General features: G+C 67.5%; 19 protein-coding genes. 13 read left to right on the top strand and 6 right to left on the bottom strand.

Annotated elements, in window-relative coordinates; translation table 11 throughout:
- The first annotated feature begins 30 nt into the window (after positions 1-30).
- Entirely contained in the window at positions 31-1,860 is a 1,830-nt protein-coding gene (locus tag VHB27_RS08150) for an alkaline phosphatase family protein (RefSeq protein WP_325599080.1), read from the top strand.
- 19 nt (positions 1,861-1,879) lie between these two features.
- Here the strand turns inward: VHB27_RS08150 and VHB27_RS08145 are convergent, their stop codons facing one another.
- A complete protein-coding gene (locus tag VHB27_RS08145; protein ID WP_325599078.1) occupies positions 1,880-3,010 on the bottom strand; it encodes a CaiB/BaiF CoA transferase family protein in 1,131 nt (376 codons plus the stop codon).
- 262 nt (positions 3,011-3,272) lie between these two features.
- On the opposite strand from VHB27_RS08145, the gene VHB27_RS08140 reads away from it, so the two are divergent.
- Positions 3,273-4,109: an aldo/keto reductase gene (locus VHB27_RS08140; protein WP_325599076.1), complete on the top strand. Its 837-nt coding sequence runs from the start codon at positions 3,273-3,275 to the stop codon at positions 4,107-4,109.
- A gap of 107 nt (positions 4,110-4,216) precedes the next feature.
- The gene (locus VHB27_RS08135; RefSeq protein ID WP_325599074.1) at positions 4,217-5,842 is read left to right on the top strand and encodes a GMC family oxidoreductase; all 1,626 of its coding nucleotides are present in this window, start codon (positions 4,217-4,219) and stop codon (positions 5,840-5,842) included.
- Positions 5,843-5,880: 38 nt separating this feature from the next.
- On the opposite strand, the gene VHB27_RS08130 is transcribed toward VHB27_RS08135, so the two are convergent.
- Both VHB27_RS08130 and VHB27_RS08125 read right to left on the bottom strand, forming a co-directional pair.
- Positions 5,881-6,936: a glycosyltransferase family 4 protein gene (locus VHB27_RS08130; protein ID WP_325599072.1), complete on the bottom strand. Its 1,056-nt coding sequence runs from the start codon at positions 6,934-6,936 to the stop codon at positions 5,881-5,883.
- Positions 6,937-7,081: 145 nt separating this feature from the next.
- The gene (locus VHB27_RS08125) at positions 7,082-8,272 is read right to left on the bottom strand and encodes an ABC transporter substrate-binding protein (RefSeq protein ID WP_325599069.1); all 1,191 of its coding nucleotides are present in this window, start codon (positions 8,270-8,272) and stop codon (positions 7,082-7,084) included.
- Between the two features lie 264 nt (positions 8,273-8,536).
- On the opposite strand from VHB27_RS08125, the gene arfB reads away from it, so the two are divergent.
- A complete protein-coding gene (gene arfB / locus VHB27_RS08120; RefSeq protein ID WP_325599067.1) occupies positions 8,537-8,953 on the top strand; it encodes an alternative ribosome rescue aminoacyl-tRNA hydrolase ArfB in 417 nt (138 codons plus the stop codon).
- A gap of 59 nt (positions 8,954-9,012) precedes the next feature.
- On the opposite strand, the gene VHB27_RS08115 is transcribed toward arfB, so the two are convergent.
- Positions 9,013-10,359, bottom strand: a complete 1,347-nt coding sequence (locus VHB27_RS08115; protein ID WP_325599065.1) for an ATP-grasp domain-containing protein — start codon at positions 10,357-10,359, stop codon at positions 9,013-9,015.
- Between the two features lie 313 nt (positions 10,360-10,672).
- Between VHB27_RS08115 and VHB27_RS08110 the strand changes: the two genes are divergently transcribed.
- A complete protein-coding gene (locus VHB27_RS08110) occupies positions 10,673-11,869 on the top strand; it encodes an NAD(P)-binding domain-containing protein (RefSeq protein ID WP_325599063.1) in 1,197 nt (398 codons plus the stop codon).
- Between the two features lie 58 nt (positions 11,870-11,927).
- Here VHB27_RS08110 and VHB27_RS08105 read toward each other — a convergent pair whose 3' ends face one another.
- Entirely contained in the window at positions 11,928-12,659 is a 732-nt protein-coding gene (locus tag VHB27_RS08105; RefSeq protein WP_325599061.1) for a sulfite exporter TauE/SafE family protein, read from the bottom strand.
- A 56-nt stretch (positions 12,660-12,715) separates the two neighbouring features.
- Between VHB27_RS08105 and VHB27_RS08100 the strand changes: the two genes are divergently transcribed.
- The 8 genes from VHB27_RS08100 to VHB27_RS08065 all read left to right on the top strand — a co-directional run bounded on the left by VHB27_RS08100 (position 12,716) and on the right by VHB27_RS08065 (position 19,908).
- On the top strand, positions 12,716-12,925 hold the full coding sequence (locus tag VHB27_RS08100) for a hypothetical protein (RefSeq protein ID WP_325599059.1): 210 nt from the start codon (positions 12,716-12,718) through the stop codon (positions 12,923-12,925).
- Between the two features lie 69 nt (positions 12,926-12,994).
- The gene (locus VHB27_RS08095) at positions 12,995-13,408 is read left to right on the top strand and encodes a septal ring lytic transglycosylase RlpA family protein (RefSeq protein ID WP_325599057.1); all 414 of its coding nucleotides are present in this window, start codon (positions 12,995-12,997) and stop codon (positions 13,406-13,408) included.
- A 68-nt stretch (positions 13,409-13,476) separates the two neighbouring features.
- Positions 13,477-14,817: a tetratricopeptide repeat protein gene (locus VHB27_RS08090; RefSeq protein ID WP_325599055.1), complete on the top strand. Its 1,341-nt coding sequence runs from the start codon at positions 13,477-13,479 to the stop codon at positions 14,815-14,817.
- Positions 14,818-15,000: 183 nt separating this feature from the next.
- Complete coding sequence (locus VHB27_RS08085) at positions 15,001-17,490, top strand: circularly permuted type 2 ATP-grasp protein (RefSeq protein WP_325599053.1); 2,490 nt, start codon at positions 15,001-15,003, stop codon at positions 17,488-17,490.
- Positions 17,490-18,374: a transglutaminase family protein gene (locus VHB27_RS08080; protein ID WP_325599051.1), complete on the top strand. Its 885-nt coding sequence runs from the start codon at positions 17,490-17,492 to the stop codon at positions 18,372-18,374. The genes VHB27_RS08085 and VHB27_RS08080 overlap by 1 nt, the downstream gene beginning before the upstream one ends.
- Positions 18,371-19,063 (top strand): substrate-binding domain-containing protein, encoded by a 693-nt coding sequence (locus VHB27_RS08075; RefSeq protein ID WP_325599049.1) that lies wholly within the window; start codon positions 18,371-18,373, stop codon positions 19,061-19,063. Before VHB27_RS08080 ends, VHB27_RS08075 begins: the two co-directional genes overlap by 4 nt.
- A 114-nt stretch (positions 19,064-19,177) precedes the next feature.
- Positions 19,178-19,456 carry a FitA-like ribbon-helix-helix domain-containing protein gene (locus VHB27_RS08070; RefSeq protein ID WP_325599047.1) on the top strand — a complete coding sequence of 93 codons (279 nt, stop codon included), beginning with the start codon at positions 19,178-19,180 and terminating at the stop codon, positions 19,454-19,456.
- Positions 19,456-19,908: a type II toxin-antitoxin system VapC family toxin gene (locus VHB27_RS08065; RefSeq protein WP_325599045.1), complete on the top strand. Its 453-nt coding sequence runs from the start codon at positions 19,456-19,458 to the stop codon at positions 19,906-19,908. Before VHB27_RS08070 ends, VHB27_RS08065 begins: the two co-directional genes overlap by 1 nt.
- A 4-nt stretch (positions 19,909-19,912) precedes the next feature.
- Here the strand turns inward: VHB27_RS08065 and VHB27_RS08060 are convergent, their stop codons facing one another.
- Positions 19,913-20,488 carry a biotin transporter BioY gene (locus tag VHB27_RS08060; protein ID WP_325599043.1) on the bottom strand — a complete coding sequence of 192 codons (576 nt, stop codon included), beginning with the start codon at positions 20,486-20,488 and terminating at the stop codon, positions 19,913-19,915.
- Positions 20,489-20,497: the final 9 nt, after the last annotated feature.

The following is a 20,497-nucleotide window of genomic DNA, read 5'->3' as shown; positions in this document are numbered from 1 at the left end:
GTAACGCGGGTCCGTGCCGAGGAATTGCCCATGCGCCGTTTGTTTCGCCTGCTGGCCTCCACCGCCCTCGCGGTCTCCATGTTGGGCCACGCCGTCCCGTCACGTGCCGCCGCCGCCGAACCGGTCAGGCCGCGCAACGTCATCCTGTTCGTCGCGGACGGGCTGCGGCCGGGCATGGTGAACGAGACGACGGCGCCGACCATGGCCGCCCTGATGGCACGCGGCGTGCGCTTCGCCAACAGCCACTCGCTGTTTCCGACCTTCACGACGCCGAACGCCTCGGCCATGGCAACCGGCCATTACCTGGGCGACACCGGCGATTTCAGCAACACGATCTATAGCGGCTTCCCGGTCCCCGGCGCCGGCGGCAGCCTGACGCCATTCCTGGAGAGCGATCCGGTGCTGGGTGACGTCGACGAACATTTCGCTGGAAACTACCTGAACGAGACGACGATCCTGCGTGCCGCCGCCGGCGCGCGCCTGTCCACCGCCACCATCGGCAAGCTGGGACCGTCGCTGATCTTCGACCATGCCGACCGCACGGGCAGTCCGACCATCGTGCTGGACGATTCCACCGGCCGCGCCGGCGGCATCCCGCTGTCGGAGGAGATGCAGGCGGCGCTGAAGGGCGCCGAACTGCCGCTGCAGGCGCCGACACGAGGCGACAATGCCAAGGCCGGCACCTTCCAGACGCCGGGCACGACCGTGGCCAATGCCGCGCAGCAGAACTGGTTCGCCGACGCGGCCGCGCAGGTCGTGCTGCCGCTGTTCAAGCAGCGCAAGCGGCCGTTCGTCATGGTGTTCTGGTCACGCGATCCGGACGGTACCCAGCATAACCAGGGCGATTCGCTGAACCGGCTGATGCCCGGCATCAACGGACCGACCTCCCTGGCCGCGATCAAGAACGCCGACGACGACCTGGCGAAGCTGCTGGCGGCCGTGAAAGCGCTGGGGCTGGAGTCGACGACGGACGTGATCCTGACATCGGACCACGGGTTCTCGACGATCTCCAAGGAAAGCACCACAAGCTTCGCCGCGCAGCAGAGCTACAAGGACGTGCCGCCGGCGTTCCTGCCGCCTGGTTTCGTTGCGATCGATATCGCCCACGGCCTGGGCATGAAGCTGTTCGATCCGGACGCGAAAAACGCGCCCGTGGCGGATGGCGCCTACCCCTCGCGGGCGAACGGGCTGATCGGTGACGACCCGGCGCATCCCGCCGTGGTGGTCGCGGCCAATGGCGGGTCCGACCTTGTCTACATGCCGACACCCGACAAGGCGCTTGCGGCGAAGCTGGTGAAGATCCTCTCGGCCGAGGATTACGTCAGCGGATTGTTCGTGGACTCGCGCCTGGGCCCGATCCCCGGCACGCTGCCGCTGACGGCGATCTCGCTGGAGGGTTCGGCGGTGACGCCGATGCCGGCGATCGCGGTGAATTTCCGCACCTTCGCCACCGGTTGCGCCGATCCGACCACCTGCGGGGTAGAGGTCGCCGACACCGGCCTGCAGCAGGGCCAGGGCATGCATGGCAGCTTCAGCCGCGCGGATACGCGCAACATCATGGGGGCGGCAGGACCGGATTTCCGGGTCAAGTACATCGACCCCGCCCCTGCCAGCAATGCCGACCTGGGCAAGACCATCGCCCGGATCATGGGCCTGCGCATGAAGGACAAGGGCAAGCTGGTCGGCCGGGTGCTGACGGAAGCGATGCCGAACGGCGCTGCGATCCGCGCCCGCCCGCTGGTGCTGCGGTCGGGGCCGGACGCGAACGGAAACGTGACGGTGTTGAAATACCAGATCGTTGGGGCAACGAAGTATTTCGACGCCGCCGGTTATCCGAACCGGACACTCGGGCTTCAGTGATCGAGAACGGTAAACCCGATCAGCCCGCCTTGAATTCCGTCCGGATCGCCGCCGAATGGGCGCCGATCGCGGGCACGGGGCCCAGGGCGAGCGTCTCTCCGCTGCGGATCACCGCCGGTGCGACGATCTCTGCCGTCCCACCGGTCGGCAGCGCCACCGGCGTGCGGCGCAACGCAGGATGGTGGCCCAGCGCGGCAAGGTCGTTGACGAAGCCATAGGCCGTGTTGGCGGCGCGCAACTTGGCGGCGGCTTCGTCCCTGGTCAGGACCGCGAAACCCCGGCCGACCCGTTCGTCGACCGTCGCGCGGTTCGCCACGCGGATGTTGTTCGTCTCGAAACCGGGCTTTTTCGGCAGATCCGGCTCATCCAGGAACCCCGCGCAGAACGCCGCCCATTCCCGCTCATTCTGGATCGAGATCAACACCAGCGCACCGTCCTTGGTGGCAAAGGCGCCATAGGGGCAGATCGACGGATGCGCCAGGCCCATGCGCTGGGGCGCCTTGCCGGTGCCCTCGAAATACAGCAGCGGCACGTTCATCCAGTCGGCGACGGCGTCGAACAAGCTGACCTTCAGGCCCTTGCCGCGGCCGGTGAGGCCGCGCTCGATCAGCGCCTCCAGCACACCCGTATAGGCGTTCATGCCGCAGCCGATATCGGCGATCGACACGCCGACCCGGCCGGGTCCGGCGGGATGGCCGGTGACCATGGCCAGTCCGGACTCCGCCTGCACCAGCAGGTCGTAGGCCTTCATCGACGCGTATTCGCCGGTATCGCCATAGCCCGAGATATCGACCGTGATCAGGCGCGGGTATTTCGCGCGCAGGTCAGCCGATCCGAAGCCGGACCGGGCGGCGGCGCCGGGGGCGAGATTCTGGATGAAGACGTCCGCTTTCGCCAGGATCCGATGCAGCAGCGCCGCGTCGTCCGGGTTCTTGATATCGGCGACCAGGCTCTCCTTGCCGCGGTTGAGCCAGACGAAATAGCTGGACGTGCCCTGGACGGCGCTGTCGTAGCCGCGGGCGAAGTCGCCTTCCGGCCGCTCGATCTTGATCACCCGCGCGCCGGCATCGGCGAGGCGGGCAGCGCAATAGGGCGCGGCGACGGCCTGTTCCAGGGAGACGACAAGCAGGCCGGCGAGGGGTTGGGTCATGGGCGGGTAGTCCTTGGCGTTCGGAGGCAAAGGACCATGGCGGAGGGGTGGAGGCAAGGTTCGTCGGACAATCGACAAGCCTGGTCCGACTGAGCGTGAAATTGTCCCTTTTCTAGATCAAGATACAGTGCGGCCTATCTATTCGTTAAATTAGACGAAAAATGCAAAAATAGTTCCCCTCTCTGGGCGCATCCGTGCTAAAAGCAGCCCCACATTGGCAGCGTAATATTCTCCCGATATTCCCGCTCTGGTAGTAGGACTCATGATACGGCGATCCTTTGGTGATGGCGCCAGCATTTCCGTGCTCGGCATCGGCTGTGGGCGCGTGGGATCGGTCAGCAATCCCGTCCCAATGCGAGAAATCGAAGCGACGCTTGAGGCCGCGGTCGACGCCGGTGTCACCTTTTTCGACACCGCCGATATCTATGGCCAGGGCGACAGCGAGCGAACCCTTGGACGTCTGCTTCGACGCCACCAAGGGTTGTTTGTCGTCACCAAGGCCGGTGGTCGCCACAGCCGCTATGCCGGCATGATTCGATTGGCCAAGCCAATCCTCCGGATGGCGGCGAGGTCACGGGCCGAGGTTCGGAATGCCGTGCTGACGGCACGCACGGCGTCCGTCGTGCATGAATTTTCGCCGAACGATCTGGCGCAGGCGGTCGAAGCTTCAAGGCGTCGCCTGAAACTCGACCAGCTTCATGGGTTGCTTCTCCACGACCCGTCGCTTGAAACGTTACGCAAGCCGGAAATTCACGATTTTCTCGCTGACATTCTCCGTCGAGGCCACGCCGCTCGGGTTGGCGCGTCGGTGGACTCCCTTGATGCCTTGGACGTCGCGGTCGGGATACCTGCGCTCAGCATGGTCCAGGTTCCGCTGGTATTGGCCGAATCGCTGCCGGGTACCGGCACACTTGAAACCATCCGGCGACGCAAGATCGGGCTGTTCGCGCGGGAAGTCCTGCGTGCACGAAGCCAGTCCGCGAACCGGACCGCGCGCGAAGCGGTGGCGGCGGCCATCGCCCCGGACTTCATCACGGCCGCGATTGTCGGCGCCAGCACACGACATCACCTCAACGACCTGTTGCCTGCGGCACAATGATTCGCGGGGCGGAAACCCTGGCGGATGGCGGCACGACCGAAGCCGATGTCGCGATCGTCGGGGCGGGTGCCGTCGGTGTCGCCCTGGCGACCAGGCTCGCGGACCATGTGGGCCGCATCGTCCTGGTTGAAGCCGGCAACGAACGTTTCAGGTCATCCGACAACGACCGGTTCTTCAAGGCCGAGACGGTCGAGGGCACGCTGCATCCGCCGACAGAGTTGAACCGGCGGCGGATGCTGGGCGGAACGACCACGGTCTGGGGTGGCCGCTGCATCCCCTTCGACGAAGCCGATTTCGCACCGGCGCCCGGCCGCGACGAGTGGCCGATCAGCTATGCGGCGTTTGCTTCCTATGTACCCGAGGCGCTCACGTTGCTCGATGCCGGTCCGGCGGAGTTCGCGGCCGCCAATGCCCTGCCGAACCATCCGGTGCCGCTCGCGGGGACTGCCGGCGACCTCGTTCTTGATCGTATCGAACGATACAGCAAGCCGACGAATGTCTGGGCCAAATTCGGAAAGGCATTGGTTCAGTCTGAAAACGTGACGGTGATCAGCAACGCCACCTGCACAAACGTACTCACCAACGGTCCAGGAACCCGGGTCGCCGGGCTTGAACTCCGGACAGAGACCAATCGCCGCCATACGATCACCGCAGGGACCGTCGTATTGGCATGTGGCGGCCTTGAAACGCCCCGGCTGATGTTGGCGTCGCGGGGCAGTCTCTCGTGTGGGCTGGGCAATGCGCGTGACCTGGTGGGCCGGTTCTACATGACCCACCTGGTCAGCAGCGGCGACAATGCCGGCGCCATCCGCTTCGCCAACCCCGAGACCGCCTGGGCTTTCGACTTTCACAAGACCGTCGACGGCGTGTACGGGCGCCGGATGATGCTGCTGTCGGAAACCGTGCGCCGGCGGGACAACCTGCCCAACATCGTCTTTCGCCCCAGCCGCCCGCCGATCGACGATGCGTCGCACGCCAATTCCGTCCTGTCGACAATGTTTCTAGTCCGGAATCTTCTGATACCCCCGGAATATGCCCGCAGCCTGACTTCGCGGTTCGGCAACCTGCGCAGCGCGCAAGTGTGGCGCGACCATGTGCCGAATATCCTCTTGGGCCTGCCCGGCCTGGCGCGGTTCAGCACAGACTGGCTGGTGCGACGGATTCTGGCGTCGCGAAAACTGCCGTCGATATTCTTGTATCGAAAGGATGGTCTGTACCCGCTCGAATTCAACGCCGAGCAGGTGCCCAACCCGGAGTCACGCGTTCGGCTTGGGCAGGAGGCGGATCCTTTGGGCATGCCACGGCTGATCGTGGACTGGCGATATCACGAGGCCGAGTTGGAGGCCATCTGCCGGGCGTATCATGCGCTGGCCACATCTGTCGCCAGCACCGGTCTGGGCGAAGTGGCGCTTGATCCCGACTTCCCCAGCCGTGTCAGGCACGCACTCGTACCCCAGGGCGGGCATCATATCGGAACCGTCCGAATGGGAACGGACGCGTCAACCGGCGTCGTCGACACGCATTGCGAGGTTTGGGGAACGCGCGGATTGTTTGTGGCGGGGACATCGGTCCTGCCGACCTCGGGCTTCGCCAATCCAACATTGACAGCCTTGGCCCTTGCCCTGCGATTGGCCGACCACCTCGTCAACCGGCGGGTACTTCCGGCACATGATACAGCGACGTCCAGGGCTCCCATGTGCGAAACCGAAGCCGGATCACCGCCTTCGGCCTAGCGCCCATGGCCGGGCGGCGCGGCAGCCGATGCCTGGTTCTACCCCCACCGCCCCAGCGTCACCGCCCGCGCCCGCCGCGTCACCCAGGTCGCCCAAACCACCTGGGGCGGTACCACAAGCAACAGCACCGCCGGCTTCCACATCGCGGGGCTCGAGACGAAGACCAGGCTGCAGCACCCTCCGTACACCGCGAACCCCCAATGCAGCAGCGTCACCGCCACCGGGCTCATGCCCGACCGTTGCGCCACCTGGTACAGGTGCCCTCGATGCGGCCGCGCGATCGGCTCGTGCTGCAGGACGCGCCGCACCAGCGTGAAGGCGACGTCGAACAGCACGCCCGACAGCAGCATCGGCATCAGCAGGAACGACAGTTCCACCCCGTCGAAGCGGCTGGCGACAATCGCCAGCATCGCCAGGATGAAGCCGCAGAACTGGCTGCCGACATCGCCCATGAAGATCCGGGCGCGAGGGAAGTTGAACGGCAGGAACCCCGCCAGGCCGCAGGCGAGCAGCCCGGCCGCGGCATAGGCGAACCAGCCGCCGTGCTGTTCGGCGATGAAGACGATGAACAGGCAGGCGATCAGGCTGACCCCGCCGGCCAGGCCGTTCATGCCGTCGATGAAGTTCATCGCGTTGGTGGTGAAGATGATCCAGGCCAGGGACGCCGCCGCGCCGATCCAGCCCAGCGCCCAGGCCCCGCGCCAGGGGACATGCGGATCGCTGACGTAAAGCCCGCTCGTCACCGCCACCAGGGCCGCCGCCAGCTGGGCCGTCAGCTTGATGCTGAACGGCCAGTCATACAGGTCGTCCAGGAACGACACGACGGCGATCGCCACCGACGCCTCGATCACGCCCCGGAAATACGGATCGGCCAGGCGCGCGAACTCGCCGTAGCGGTACAGCACCGCGATGCCGAGCAGGAAGGTGACGACGACGCCGACCCCGCCGCCCTTGGGCGTCGGCTTGACGTGCAGCTTGCGCGTCTCCGGCGTGTCCATGATCCGCACGGAGATCATCAGCCGCACCACGGCGGCCGAGACCAGGATCAGCGCCGCGGCAAGGCCCAGGTGACGGAGGAACGCGGCAAGGGTCATGGGGGGCGACGATCCGGCGGTCAGGGCGCGACGCCTGGCAGGTCCGGGTCGCGCGAGAAAACGACAGGCGAGGACCGGTTGACTCGATGTCCCCGGTCCCGGCGGGCCGGATCGTCTATACCCTTGGGCCGCTCATGTCACCCGTTCAGCGCATGAACCCTTCCAGCTCATCCTTCGCCCAGGCGATCGACTGCTCGATCGACTGGCCGGCGACCAGCTTGGAGACCATGGTCGGGATCAGCCCGCGATTCCAGGCCTGCACGCCGATCTCGGGCGGCCCCGAAGAGCCGGTGACGTAATATTCCGCGTCGTGCCAGGGGCGGATCGGGTAGTTGTAGACGGTGCCCTTCGGCGGCTCGACCTCCGCCCAGATCTTGAAGTCGGACATCGAGAGATAGGGCGGGATGTCATAGCCGAACACGGCGGAGGTCAGCGTCTCCATCTGCTCGCGCTCGCCCAGGTAGCGCAGGATGTCCATGCCGGCGGACTTGTTCTGCGCGAAGCTCCACATGCCGAAGAAATACGGCCGCATGGGCACGAACCGGCCTTTCGGTCCGCGCGGATTGGGGAAGGTCCACAAATCCTCGGCGATCGACGGGTTGTCGCGCTTGGCCACCGCCCAGGCCGACGGCGGGTTCCAGATCATCGCCGACTTGCCGGAGATCAGCGCCCGGTTGTTCGACGCGTCGTCATAGCTGACGGTGTCGGCGGGCAGCCACGGGATCATCTTCTTAGCATATTCCAGCGCCATCTTCACGTTGTCGGAATCGACGGTGACGTTGCCCTTGGCGTCCACGAGGTCGGCGCCGAACGCCCCGAACGTCGCCCCCCAGGTCTGGTTGGAGTCGGTCGTGGCACCGCAGCCAAAACCGAAATGATACCCTGCCTTGGCGCAGGCCTCGGCGGCCTTGAGCTGGGTGTCATAGGTCCAGTCGGCCGAGGCCTCGGGCGTCGCCGGCGCGTTCGGGAACCATTTCCGGACATCGACCCCGGCGTGTTTCTGCATCAGGCTGATGCGTGCGCAGGGCGTCAGCGGGGCCGAACCCCAGGCCACGGGGACCGCCTTCCAGTGCCCGCCGGAGACGCCCAGATACTCGTACGCGCGGCCGATCTTGCCGTATTTGGCGATGAAGTCCTTCATGATCGCATCGACCGGATCGAGGGAGTCGGCATATTCGTGCACCGACCACATGTCGAAGGCGTAGATGTCGTGGCCGGTCTTCGCCTGCGCCTCGGCCGCCATGGTGATGTTGATCTTATTGCCGATGGCGGTCAGGAAATCGACCTGGACGTCGACCTTGTTCTTCTCGGACCAGGCGGCGATAACCTTGCGCATCGCATCGTTCCCGGCAGGCACCCAATGGTCCCAAAGCGCCAGACTCAACCGCCCTGCGGCGCCCGCTGTGCTGACGTGGACAAGTGGAAGGGCCGTGGCGGCAGCGCCTAGGCGCAACGCCTTGCGACGCGACAAGCGCGAGGTCATGGATTTCGTCTCCCTGTGTTGCGGCACGATGCCGCTTATCGTTGGCACATCGACTATGACGCAGCAGACCGGTCGTTACAAGGTCATCAGCATTGTCCCGCGCGGCGGACCCGGCCGATGATCCGGATCACCCGCAGCCTGAGCCTCGATGAACGGGCGCTGAGCGAGACCTTCCTGCGCGCCTCGGGTCCCGGCGGACAGAACGTCAATAAAGTGGAGACGGCGGTACAGCTTCGCTTGTCGCTCGACCGCGCCGACCTGCCGCCGCCGCTGCGCGCACGACTGGAACGCCTGGCCGGGCGGCGGCTGACGCAGGAAGGCGAGATCGTCATCACCGCGCGCGAGCACCGGTCGCAGGAACGCAACCGCGCGGCGGCCCTGGCGGTGCTGACCGACCTGATCCGCCGCGCGGCGGTGGCGCCGAAACGGCGGATCGCGACGAAGCCGACGCTGGGGTCCCAGGAACGCCGGTTGAAAGCCAAGGCCCGCCGATCCGGACTCAAGCAGGTCCGCACCGCTCGGATCGAAGATTGAGACCGTCCGAAGCCGTCGCCGATATGGGCAGCGTCGCGGGTGGGAATATCTGACTGGCGCTAGACGCTCTCGACCACCCGCGACGGCAGCCGGGCGGATGAGCGGACCGCATCCTGAGCCCCGATCCGGTCGGCGAACTGCGCCATGTCGACGGGCCGCGGGCCCTGCTTGCCGAGCACGCCGCCCAGAAGGCGCGCGAGGAGGCCCCGCACCGGATAGGGGCGATCGCACAGCCGGCGGACCAGACCGGGATCGCTCCAAGGGACGTCGTGGTGGGTGGTCCGCAGCAGGTCGGCCGGCGCGCCCTGCTGCCAGGCATGGGGGAAATAGGCCACCAGCGGGTTCTCGCCGATGGTCGAGGCGGCATGGCAGGCCGCGCCGGTGATCTTGCCCATCAGTGCCGCGACCGGGTCGCCGCCCGCCCCGCCGGCCAAGGTGCAGAGCATGGTGATCCGCGGGTTCATTTCGATCAGCGACGCCAGCCCCGTCCCGTTCTCGATGATGAAGTCGAAGCCGCAGAAGCCCGACAGGCCAAGCCGGCGGACGATGCGCTCCGCCGCCCGTCGCATGTCAGGGCTGTCGATCAGCCGTACGATGGTGGCGGCGCTGGTGGGTCCCTGGGTGTGCAGGGCCTCGACGGCCAGGAACGCGACCACCTCGCCCTGCCAGCACGCGACCGCGCAGTTTCCCGGTCGGCCGGCGACGAAGGGTTGGACGCTGACCCGCCCGCGCTCCGCCCGACGCCATTCGCGCATGGCGAACCGGTCGCGGTTCACGACCCTGTTCTTCAGCGCCCGCATCAAGCCCAGCGGCCGGGACAGTTGGCGGAACGCGCTCAAGGCTTCGGCCGGGGAAACCGCGACGACGACGCCGGTGCCGCCGCTGGTGCCGTCCCGTTTCAGGACGAATGGGAACGGGTGGTCCGCCTGCCACGCCGCCAGCGCCGCCTCGTCGGGGAGGTCGCGGCTGGGCACCGCCCTCACTCCCTCCTGCTCCGCCGCAGTGAGCAGCGCGCCGCGGGAGAGCATGGCCGGAAAGGCGCGCGGGTCGCCCATCGACCGCTCGATCCGGCTCGCCACGAAGGCATTGGCCTGGGAACGGGCCCGGGCGTGCGCATGCTGCAGGTCGACCAGCGCATGGTCGTCGCACACCACGATCAGGTCCGGTTTTTCCGCTTCGATCAGCGCGACCAGCGCGGCGGCGGTATCCTGGACCGGATACTCATACACGGCGTCAAGGCCCGCCGTCCCTGGCAGAGGATGGCCGCGCGTGGGACACACGCCGACGACACGGGCGCCCAAGTCCGAGAAGCGGATGGCGAGGCGGGCCGAGCAGGGCCAGTAGGAACCGTCCACCAGCATCACGGCAGGCGGGACGGCACACGCGACATTCGGCAAGTTGTTCATCTGCGATAAAGGGATCGTTTGGTTGCCCGCGAGATTATTTGTCCTGTAGAACGCTGCGCCGCCTCTCCCCTCATCAGCGATGCTGTTGCTGCGAGATCGAAACTATACTCCCGTCGCATCAGTTGAGAAAAGCCATTAAGCTACAACCTGGAATAACGCAAGCTTTATCCTGGAATAACGCAACCCTCATAAGGCTTCGCCGCCGTTCGGCTCGCCAGCCGGGACCCTGCCAAACCGGGGAGGGTCCTGCCCTGCGCCGCGTGGATCGCATCGACGCCTTCTGCTGCCTACGGAACAAGGCTCGGAACACAGCATGAGCACGACTACCGACATCGCGATCATCGGCGCCGGCCCCTATGGCCTGTCGCTCGCGGCCTATCTGCGGGCGGCAGGTGCTGACTTCCGCATCTTCGGGACGCCCATGTTCAGTTGGCGCACCCAGATGCCCAAGGGCATGAAGCTGAAATCCGACGGCTTCGCGTCCTCGCTCTATGACCCGCGCGGCGTGCTGCCGCTGCGCGCCTATTGCGCGGAAAACGGCATCCCCTATGCCGATCTCGGCCTGCCGGTGCCGCTGGAGGTGTTCTGCGAGTACGGCCTCGCCTTCCAGCAGCGGATGGTGCCGATGGTCGAGGAGAAGATGCTGCTCGGCCTCACCCGCGATGGCGCGGCCTGGCGCCTGACCCTGGATGACGGGGAGACGTTCACCGCGCGCCGGGTCGTGCTCGCCATCGGTATCTGCCACTTCGCCTATCTGCCCGAGGTGTTCCGGGGCATCGACAAGGCGCTGGTGACGCATAGCTCGGACCATACCGACCTGTCCGGCTTCGCCGGCAAGTCGGTCGCTGTGATCGGGGCCGGCGCCTCCGCCATCGACGCGGCCGCCTTGCTGGGTCAGGCGGGCGCGAAGGTGGAGGTGATCGCGCGCAAGCCGGTGATCCATTTCCACAACCCGCCCCCGCCCGGCGGCCGGACCTTCATGGAGAAGGTGCGGGCACCCACCACGACGGTCGGCCCGGGTTGGCCGTCCTTCCTCTGCACCCATGCGCCACTGGTGTTCCATGCGATGCCGGAGGCGTTCCGGCTGAAGGTGGTGCGGAAGCATCTCGGCCCGGCGCCCGGCTGGTTCGTCCGCGAGCATGTCGAGGGCAAGATGCCGCTGCGCGTGTCCACGCGCGTGGAGCGGGTAAACCCGGTCGACGGGCGGGTCCGGCTCGACCTCGCCGGAGAGGACGGCAGCCGATCGCAGTTGGAGGTCGACCATGTCGTCGCCGGCACCGGCTATCGCGTGGACCTCCGCCGGCTGGGCTTCCTCGACGCCGCGCTGCGGGGGGACATCCGGTCGGTGGAGGAGACGCCGGTGCTCGATTCCCATTTCGGCGCATCGGTGAAGGGGCTGTATTTCGTCGGCGCGTCGGCCGCCAACGCGTTCGGCCCCGTGCTGCGGTTCGCCTGCGGGGCCGAGTTCACGGCAAAGCGGCTGTCACGGCACCTGACGGCCCGGCGGTAGCGGCGCGGTTTTCGCTGGGTGTGTCAGGCCCTTCGCGCCGCGGCCGGCCTCATGCCGGTCAGCCCAGCAGGGCCCGCCCGATCAGGGCCACCCCCAGCACCGTCAGCGTCGCGAGGGCCGTCATCCGGTGATGGACCGGCCGGGCGCGGTGGAACGCCCAGGTCCCGAGGCGGGTACCCAGGAACAGGATGGGGGTCGTCGTCACCGCCCAGATCAGGACATCACGCGTGATCAGGCCTCGCCAGACCATCGGCACCAGGGATGCGCAACCTGACAGCATGAAATAGACGATGGTGGTCGCCCGCATGCGCGACGCGGAGTGGCCGATCGCCAGCAGATAGACCACCACGGGCGTGCCGCCCATCGACGCCAGCCCGCTGATGATCCCCGACACCATCCCGACCCCCGCGCCGACCCGCCAGGACGGTCGGGGCGGCAGCCGCAGGCCCTGTTGGACCAACCCGACCGAGGCCAGGATGATCAGGCCGATCGCCAAGCGCACCGCGTTCGGGGCAAAGCCGGTCAGGACCGTCAGCCCGATCGGCACCCCCACCAACAGGCCCGGCAGCAGCGTCCCGACCGCGCGCCAGTCGCACAGCTTCGCCGCGCTCCGCAGGCCCATCAGGCCTATGGCCACCTGCAGCACGACGACCAGGGGCACGACTTCCTTGGGCGGCAGGGCGAGGCTCAGCAGCGGCACACTGGCCAGTCCAAAGCCGAATCCCGTGAAACCGCGCAGAACGGCGGCGGCGAATACGCCGATCAACGCAGTCAAAAGGCTGTAGATCATTGGAGAATGGCCGTTTTTCCCACCCTGGACTTCACGGGCCGACCATTGCGGAAGGCGTGTCTATCGTCAAATCGAACAGAATCTTCGGTATTGGGGTTGTCACGACAGTCATTTCTGAGCATGTTGCCAGTCATGGAACGAGGGAAACCCTCTTGCGGCACGAAAAAATGCCGCAAATTCGCCATTTTGGCGAATTCCTTTCAGACAATGCTGGTCAATTTGACCGCATTGACGGCGATCTATTGCCTACTGAACCACAAGCGTAACGGTTTGCCAAATTTTGCAACCGTTTCACACTCTATCTAGAGAGGTCATGTATGAAGAGCCATTGCGCTATGGCAATATTTGCGGCATCGGCCGCGTTGATCCTGTCGCAGCCCGCGGCAATGGCCCGCACCCGTCCCCACCCGCATCACGTCGTCACCCCGGTCGCAGCACAGCAGCACGCCGCCAACGCGACCTGGGTGGGGGAGACCGGCAAGGCGTCCTATTACAGCTCCCGCTACAACGGCCGGATCACCTCCAGCGGCCAGCGCTTCAGCCAGAATGAGCTGACCGCCGCCCATGCCTGGCTGCCCTTCGGCACGAAGATCCGCGTCTATTGCCAGGCAACCGGCCGTTCAGTGATCGTCACCGTCACCGACCGGATCTATTCCAACCGCCGCATCCTCGACCTCTCCCGCTCCGCCGCCCAGGAACTGGGCATCATCCGCCGCGGTGTCGCCAAGGTTTCCCTGACGCCGGTCTGACGCCTCCGCTGTCCCTCTGACACGTCGTTCCGGACCATGCTAAGGCACTGGACCGGGAGGATGAACCAATGTTCCAGGATTGCCGCGGCGTCACCTACACGACCGATTCCGAACAGGCGGTCGCCGCGTTCGACCGGGTCGTGGACGGATACCTGGGCTATCGCGCCGACATGAAACCCCGGATGGACGCCGTGATGGCGGCCGATCCGGCGTTTGGCATGGCGCATTGCCTCCAGGGCTACTTGCTGATGATGGGCTTCAACGCCGCCGGCCTGCCCGGTGCCAGGGCGGCGCTGGCCGCCGCACGCCGCGCCGCCGGGACCGAGCGGGAGGAAGCGCACAAGGCCGCGCTCGATGCCTGGATCGAGGGCGATCCGGAGCGCGCGGCCGATATCTGGGAGCAGATCGCGCGCGATCACCCGCACGACATCCTGGCATTCCGCCTGGCGCATTTCGTCAATTTCTGGACCGGGCGGGCGGATGCGATGCTGGCCTCGGTGCGAGGGATCGAGCGGCACTGGAGCGCGGCGCTGCCCGGTTACGGCTCCATCCTGGCCTGCCGCTGCTTCGCGCATGAGGAGAACGGCTATTACCTGGAAGCCGAACTGGCGGGACGGGCCGCGATCCGGGTGAACCCGGCGGACCTGTGGGGCGCGCACGCGGTCGCGCATGTGCTGGAGATGACCGGGCGTCGGCGGGAGGGCATCGCCTGGGTCGAGGCACTGCAGCCGCATTGGGACGGCGGCAACAACCTCAAGCACCATCTGTGGTGGCACCAGGCGCTGTATCACCTCGAACTCGGCGACACCGACCGGGTGCTGGCGCTGTATGACGCGGGGTTCCGCGACCTGGGCTCGCCGCTGACCGGCGCCGCGCCGGACCTTTATATAGATGTACAGAACGCCGCCTCGATGCTGTACCGGCTGCATCGCCTGCGGGTCGACGTCGGCGACCGGTGGACGGAGCTGGCGGACAAGGCGGAGGGCCGCATTGGCGACTGCCAGTCGGCCTTCACCCTGCCCCACTGGATGATGGCCCTGGCCGCCACCGGCCGGGACGATGCCGCTTCGCGCATGTTGGCCGGGATGCGCGCGTTCGGCCGGGAACACTCGCCGCTGGCGGCGCTGGTCCGCACCGTGGCCCTGCCGGCGACCGAGGCGGTGCTGGCGAACCTGCAGGGCCGCCACCTCGACGCGCTGGCGGCGATGCGTCCGGTGCTGGGTGACCTGTACCGGCTGGGCGGCAGCCATGCGCAGCAGGACGTGCTGGAGCAGGTGTTCCTGGACTCGGCGCTGAAGGCCGAGGCCAAGGCGGACGTGCGCCTGCTGCTGGAACGGGTCGCGGGGCGCTGCAGGCTGTCCCCGGCGCATCGGGCCGGGTATGCGATGGCGGCGCGGTCGATGGGGTGAGCGCCGGACGGCCCCGTCATGAAACCATCCCTAGAGCCTTCGTAACCCTGGACAAAGTTTCGCACCGCGTGGCACGTTGCCGCTTTCGCGGTAGGAAGAGGATAACCGAGTGTCTGCCTGCTTGGGCCTGGCAGCCATGACCGTCGCCAACGGCCCGGCGAGCGTCCCTGTGGGATGCAAGGCATGACCGGCCAAGGCCCGCTCGACGAGATGGCGGATGGCTACGGCCAGGCAAAGCCTTACTGGCGACCGCTCCTGTCGATCCTGTTCGCCCTGGGCCACGAGACGCTGTCGGAGCGCACGCGGATCCTGGACCGGACCTTCGCCGAGGAGGGCATCACCGCCATCCTGCCGGGCGAGCGCGCCGTCAACTGGCGCTGCGATCCGATCCCCCTGCTGATCTCCGCCGCGGAGTTCGCCCAACTCGAAACCGCCCTGGCCCAGCGCGCACGGCTGATGGAGCTGGTCCTCGCCGATCTGTACGGCCCGCGCACCCTGCTGTCCGAGGGGCTGGTGCCGCCCGACCTCGTCTATGGCAATCCCAGCTTCCTGCGCCCCTGCCGCACGGTCGACGGACGGCGGCGGGATCGCTACCTGACAATGTATGCGGCCGACATGATCCGCGGTCCCGACGGGGTCTGGCGGGTGCTCGCCGACCGCACCGGCCAGGCCCAGGGCCTGGCCTATGCGCTGGAGAACCGCCGCATCCTGGCCCGCGTCCTGCCGGAACTGTTCCAGTCGCAGAAGATCCGCCAGCTCCGGCAGTTCCTGGAAGCCACCGGCGACGCGCTGCAGACCATGTGTCCCGACAGCGGCGCCGGCGTCGCCCTGCTGAGCGGCGGGCATGCCGACCCGCTGTGGTTCGAGCATGTGCTGCTGTCGCGGGAAATGTCGATCGGCCTGGTGGAGAGCGGCGACCTGACGCTGCGCAACGGCCAGGTGTTCCTCAAGACCCTGCGCGGCCTGCAGCGGATCGGCGTATTGTTGCGCCGCCAGGAAGGCCACCGCGTCGACCCGCTGGAGCTGGCCCCCGGCATTGGCGTCCCCGGCCTGCTGGAAGCCATCCGCGGCGGCACCGTCCGGATGGTCAATGACGCCGGGTCCGGCCTTGCCGAGGCGCCGGGCCTGGCGGCCTTCCTGCCCGCGCTGGCCCGCAGGCTGCTGGGCGAGGAATTGCAGATGCCCAGCCAGGCAACGCTTTGGCTGGGCGAAGGCGCCGTGGTGCGCACCGTGCTGCGCGACCTGGAAGGCTGGCTGGTGCGCAAGGCGACCGACGGCGACACGCCGCCGGTGGTGCCGATGCTGCTGTCGGCCAAGGACCGGGAGGACCTCGCCGATCGCATCGCCGCCGATCCCGCGGCCTATGCGGTGTCGGAAGCGCCCTCCCTTTCGGTCGCCCCCTGCGTCGGCGCGAACGGGCTGGAACCGAAGCCGATCGCCATGCGCATGTTCCTGAGCTTCGACGGCGAGCGCTGGCGGGCCTTCCCCGGCGGCCTGGCCCGAGCGCTGTCGGAGGAAGACGCGCTGGCCGGCCGGTTGCCGCGGACCGCGCTGTCCAAGGATGTCTGGGTCATTGCCGAGGAGAACGCCGGCATCCAGGGCACGCTGGGCATCACCACGCCGGTCCTGGGAATCCGCCGCACCGCCGGCGACCTGCCGTCCCGCGTCGCCGACAATTTCTATTGGCTGGGGCGCTACCTGGAGCGGCTGGAGGAAGCCGCCCGCCTGCAGCGGGCGATGATCGCGCGCATCCTCCGACCCTCCCCCACCCCGCGGGAAGTCGCCGAGATGCAGATCCTGGTCACCAGCCTGACCAGCGTCGGGATGATGGAGCGGGAGGACGCCAGCGTACTGGGCGTCGGCATGCTGGGATCGGCGGTGATGCGCGCCTTCCGCCTCGGCGGCGGGATGCGGGTCGTGCTGGGCGATGTCGCGCGCCAGGTCGACCAGCTCCGCGACCGGCTGACCGGGGAGATGCACACGGTCCTGACCCGCTCGCTGCGCGCGCTGGGGGACCAGATGCGGCATCTGCCGCCGGACCAGAATCCCCGCGCGCTGGAGCATGCCTCGGTCCTGACCGCCGACATCCTGGAATTCGCCGCCACGGTGGCCGGGCTGGCGGCCGAGAACATGGTACGCGGCGGCGGCCGCCTGTTCCTGGATTTCGGGCGCCGCGTCGAGCGGGCCCAGGCGATCGCCGCCGAACTGGCGCAGGTGCTGGAACAACCGGGCACGGCCCATCCGGGACGGGTGGAGGCCGGGTTGCGGATGGCGCTGGAGCTGCGCGATTCCGTCATCACCTACCGCACCCGCTATCTGGCGGTGCTGCAGCCGGCGCCGGCACTGGACCTGATCCTGGCCGACGAGGGCAATCCCCGCGGCCTGGCCTTCCAACTCGTCGCCGCGCGCGAGCTGCTGCGCGAGATCGCCGAGGACGGCGACTCCCTGCTGGTGTCCATCGATCCCCTGCTGGCCGAGACTGCCGCCATCATCCAGGACGTCCTGCAATCCCCCGACCAGATGGCCGCCACCGCCAGGCTGCCCCTTCGGCTGCGGAAGCTGCAGGAGGGGATCGCGGCAATGGCCGACCGGGTGTCGCGCCGCTACTTCACCCTGCTGCCGGTGGCACGCAGCCTGGGGGTGGAAAGCGACCTGCTGCGCGGGGCCGCGTGATGCGCTACCGGCTGCGCCACGTCACCCGCTATGCCTACGGCAACCCGGTCGAGCTGGCCGCGCACATGGCGCATATGCGGCCCCGGCCGATGCCGTTCCAGACCGTGCTGTCCGATGCGGTCGACACCACGCCAACCACCGCGCGGCGGCGCGACGGGCACGACCATTTCGGCAACCGGGTGACTTGGCTGTTCCTCGACCTGCCGCATGCCGATTTCGAACTGACGGCGGAATCCCTGGTCGAGGTCGCCTACCCCGACCCACCCGCCCCCGACTCCACCCCGCCCTGGGAGCACGTCGCCGAAGCCGCTCGGCAACCCGAACACTGGCAGGCGGTCGAGTTCCGCTTCCCCACCCACCTGGCGCCGGTGAACGCCGAGACCAGGGCCTATGCCGAATCGTCCTTCACCCCCGGACGGCCGGTGCTGGCCGCGCTGCTGGATCTCAACAGCCGGATATTCCACGATTTTCGCTTCCGGCCGGGGGTGACGACGGTGTCCACCCCGGTCTCGCAGGTGATCCAGAAGCGCGAGGGGGTCTGCCAGGACTTCACCCATGTCATGGTCAGCGCCTTGCGCGGCCTGGGGCTGCCGGCACGCTACACCTCGGGCTATATCCGGACCCGTCCGCCGCCGGGACAGGCGAAACGGCAAGGGGCGGACCAGTCGCATGCCTGGGTCGGGGCCTGGATCGGGCCGGAGCATGGGTGGATCGATGTCGACCCGACCAACGGGATCGTGGTGAAGGAGGAGCATGTGCTGCTGGGCTGGGGCCGCGACTTCAACGATATCAGTCCATTGCGCGGCGTGATTCTGGGCGGCGGGCGCCACAACGTGACCGTCAGCGTCGATCTGGAACCGGCGGTCGAGGGGGACCCTGTATGACCACGCTGCGGATCCTGTCCACGCTGGCGGTGATGGGGGCAATGCCGAAGATCGCCGAGGCCTATCATGCCGCGACGCTGGAGACGTCGTTCTCCCCCACCGTCGCGCTGGTGGAGCAGTTGCGCGCCAAGGGGGAAGCCGGGGTCGAAGCCGACATCGCGATCCTGACCGCGGGCGGCATCGACGAGATGATCGCCGAAGGCCACATCCGGCCCGGCACCCGGACCGATGTCGCCCTGTCTTTCATCGGCATCGCGGTGAAGGCCGGCGCCCCCAAGCCGGACATCTCCAGCGTCGAGGCCTTCCGAGCGGCGCTGCTGGCGGCGAAGTCGATCGCCTATTCGCGGATCGGTGCCAGCGGCCTGTATTTCGCCAGCCTGATCGAACGCCTGGGCATCGCCGACGCGGTCAACGCCAAGGCCACGATCATCGCCACCGGCTTCACCGCCGAACAGGCGGCCAACGGGACGGTCGAACTGGCGGTGCAGCAGGTCAGCGAACTGATGGTGGTGCCGGGGATCGAGTTCGTCGGTCCCTTGCCGCCCGAGGTGCAATCGGTCGGAACCTTCTCGGCCGGGCTGCTCACGACGTCGCGCCAGCCCGAGGCGGCGGAGGCGCTGCTGCGCTACCTGGCATCCCCGGCAGTGGCGCCGATGCTGCGAGCGGCGGGGCTGGAGCCGGCGGGATAGGCTCGTAACGCACCAATCCGTCCCGGAGACCATCGGAAAGTTTTCAACACCTTCTCCTCCGCACCTTACTGGCTATATGCTGTCAATGACAGCATCACCAGCACGGAGAACGCCATGGCGACCTTGACCGTCCGCAATCTCGACGATGATGTCGTCCGCGCGCTGCGCATCCGTGCCGCGGAGCATGGCCGGTCCGCGGAAGCCGAACACCGCGAGATCCTGCGAATGGCATTGACCGGCGCCCATCATGTGTCGTCACGTGCCGCCGCCGCAGAGCGCCTGGCCGAGTTCCGGCGGCGGACTGCGGATCGCGGCTCCGCCACGGTGGCCGAACTCCTCGACGCGAGCCGCCAGGGCAGGATGGAGGATCTCACCGGCAATCCGGACGCTTGATGACGCTGGTCGTCGACGCCAGCGTCGGGCTCAAATGGGTTTTGGGGGAGTCCGACAGCTTTCTCGCCCATGCGCTGGCCGTGAGTGACGAGGCGCTGCTGGTCCCTGACTTCTGGCTCGATGAAGCCTGCAATGTATGCTGGCTTCAGGTCCGCAAGGGAACTTGGGCGCCAGACGAGGCGAGGGAGGCCTTCGCGCTGCTGCGAGCGCTAGTCCCGCCGACGCCCACCGGCGACCTGGGCCTGCACGAGGTCGCGCTCGATATCGGCTTGGCGGCGAATCATTCGACCTATGACACCCTGTACGTGAGCTTCGCCATCGCCATGGGGGCGCGAGGCGTCATCGTCGCGGATGGCCCTTTCGCAAGGGCCATGGCTCGTCACCCGGATGCCGCCTTGTCGGACATGCTCATCCCCCTCGGCGAGTGGGCGAAAGCTCAGGGATTTTCGTGACCGGTCATCGCCCTGCGATCCGAAGCCAGTCGCGCAGGGACGGCACGGCGACGCTCAGGGCGGCCACGACTCCAAGCTTCACGAGATCGCCCGCCAGGAACGGGGTGACGCCCAGGGCGAGGATTTGTCCGACCGGAACATAGGCCGCGAGCCAGGCCGCGCCGATCGCGTAGACGATCGCCAACCCCGCCAGCATGGCGCCGAACCGCCCGATCACGCCCTTTCCGCGGGCCAGCACGCCAACCAGGCCGGAGGCAAGCAGATAGCCGAACAGGTAGCCACCGGTTGGTCCGGCCAGATAGGCGAGGCCGACGCCGCGTTCCGGCGAACCGGAGAAGACCGGAAGCCCGGCTGCGCCGGCGGCGAGATAGGTCAGAAAGATCGCGACCGCGATCCGCGGTCCGAAGGCCAGTGCGAAGGCCATGACCGCCAACGTATGCAGGGTCATAGGCACGGGCCAGAAGGGGATTTGCGACTTGGCGGCAAGCGTCATCAGCACTGCACCGGCGATGACGGTCAACACCGTGCGCGGAACCTCCCGGAGGCGATCATCAATCAGTCTGGCGGCAACGTCGGTCATCGCGATGGT

Source organism: Rhodopila sp., assembly GCF_035548235.1.
GTDB lineage: Bacteria > Pseudomonadota > Alphaproteobacteria > Acetobacterales > Acetobacteraceae > Rhodopila.
This window is presented reverse-complemented; position numbering and strand designations above follow the sequence as displayed.

Bases quoted from the DNA above. Each gene is read 5' to 3' on its own strand.
- VHB27_RS08105 (WP_325599061.1), bottom strand. From the start codon at position 12,659: ATGATCTACAGCCTTTTGACTGCGTTGATCGGCGTATTCGCCGCCGCC.
- VHB27_RS08130 (WP_325599072.1), bottom strand. From the start codon at position 6,936: ATGACCCTTGCCGCGTTCCTCCGTCACCTGGGCCTTGCCGCGGCGCTG.
- VHB27_RS08115 (WP_325599065.1), bottom strand. From the start codon at position 10,359: ATGAACAACTTGCCGAATGTCGCGTGTGCCGTCCCGCCTGCCGTGATG.
- VHB27_RS08070 (WP_325599047.1), top strand. From the start codon at position 19,178: ATGGCGACCTTGACCGTCCGCAATCTCGACGATGATGTCGTCCGCGCG.
- arfB (WP_325599067.1), top strand. From the start codon at position 8,537: ATGATCCGGATCACCCGCAGCCTGAGCCTCGATGAACGGGCGCTGAGC.
- VHB27_RS08150 (WP_325599080.1), top strand. From the start codon at position 31: ATGCGCCGTTTGTTTCGCCTGCTGGCCTCCACCGCCCTCGCGGTCTCC.
- VHB27_RS08145 (WP_325599078.1), bottom strand. From the start codon at position 3,010: ATGACCCAACCCCTCGCCGGCCTGCTTGTCGTCTCCCTGGAACAGGCC.
- VHB27_RS08140 (WP_325599076.1), top strand. From the start codon at position 3,273: ATGATACGGCGATCCTTTGGTGATGGCGCCAGCATTTCCGTGCTCGGC.
- VHB27_RS08095 (WP_325599057.1), top strand. From the start codon at position 12,995: ATGGCAATATTTGCGGCATCGGCCGCGTTGATCCTGTCGCAGCCCGCG.
- VHB27_RS08085 (WP_325599053.1), top strand. From the start codon at position 15,001: ATGACCGGCCAAGGCCCGCTCGACGAGATGGCGGATGGCTACGGCCAG.
- VHB27_RS08065 (WP_325599045.1), top strand. From the start codon at position 19,456: ATGACGCTGGTCGTCGACGCCAGCGTCGGGCTCAAATGGGTTTTGGGG.
- VHB27_RS08125 (WP_325599069.1), bottom strand. From the start codon at position 8,272: ATGCGCAAGGTTATCGCCGCCTGGTCCGAGAAGAACAAGGTCGACGTC.
- VHB27_RS08080 (WP_325599051.1), top strand. From the start codon at position 17,490: ATGCGCTACCGGCTGCGCCACGTCACCCGCTATGCCTACGGCAACCCG.
- VHB27_RS08090 (WP_325599055.1), top strand. From the start codon at position 13,477: ATGTTCCAGGATTGCCGCGGCGTCACCTACACGACCGATTCCGAACAG.
- VHB27_RS08110 (WP_325599063.1), top strand. From the start codon at position 10,673: ATGAGCACGACTACCGACATCGCGATCATCGGCGCCGGCCCCTATGGC.
- VHB27_RS08075 (WP_325599049.1), top strand. From the start codon at position 18,371: ATGACCACGCTGCGGATCCTGTCCACGCTGGCGGTGATGGGGGCAATG.
- VHB27_RS08060 (WP_325599043.1), bottom strand. From the start codon at position 20,488: ATGACCGACGTTGCCGCCAGACTGATTGATGATCGCCTCCGGGAGGTT.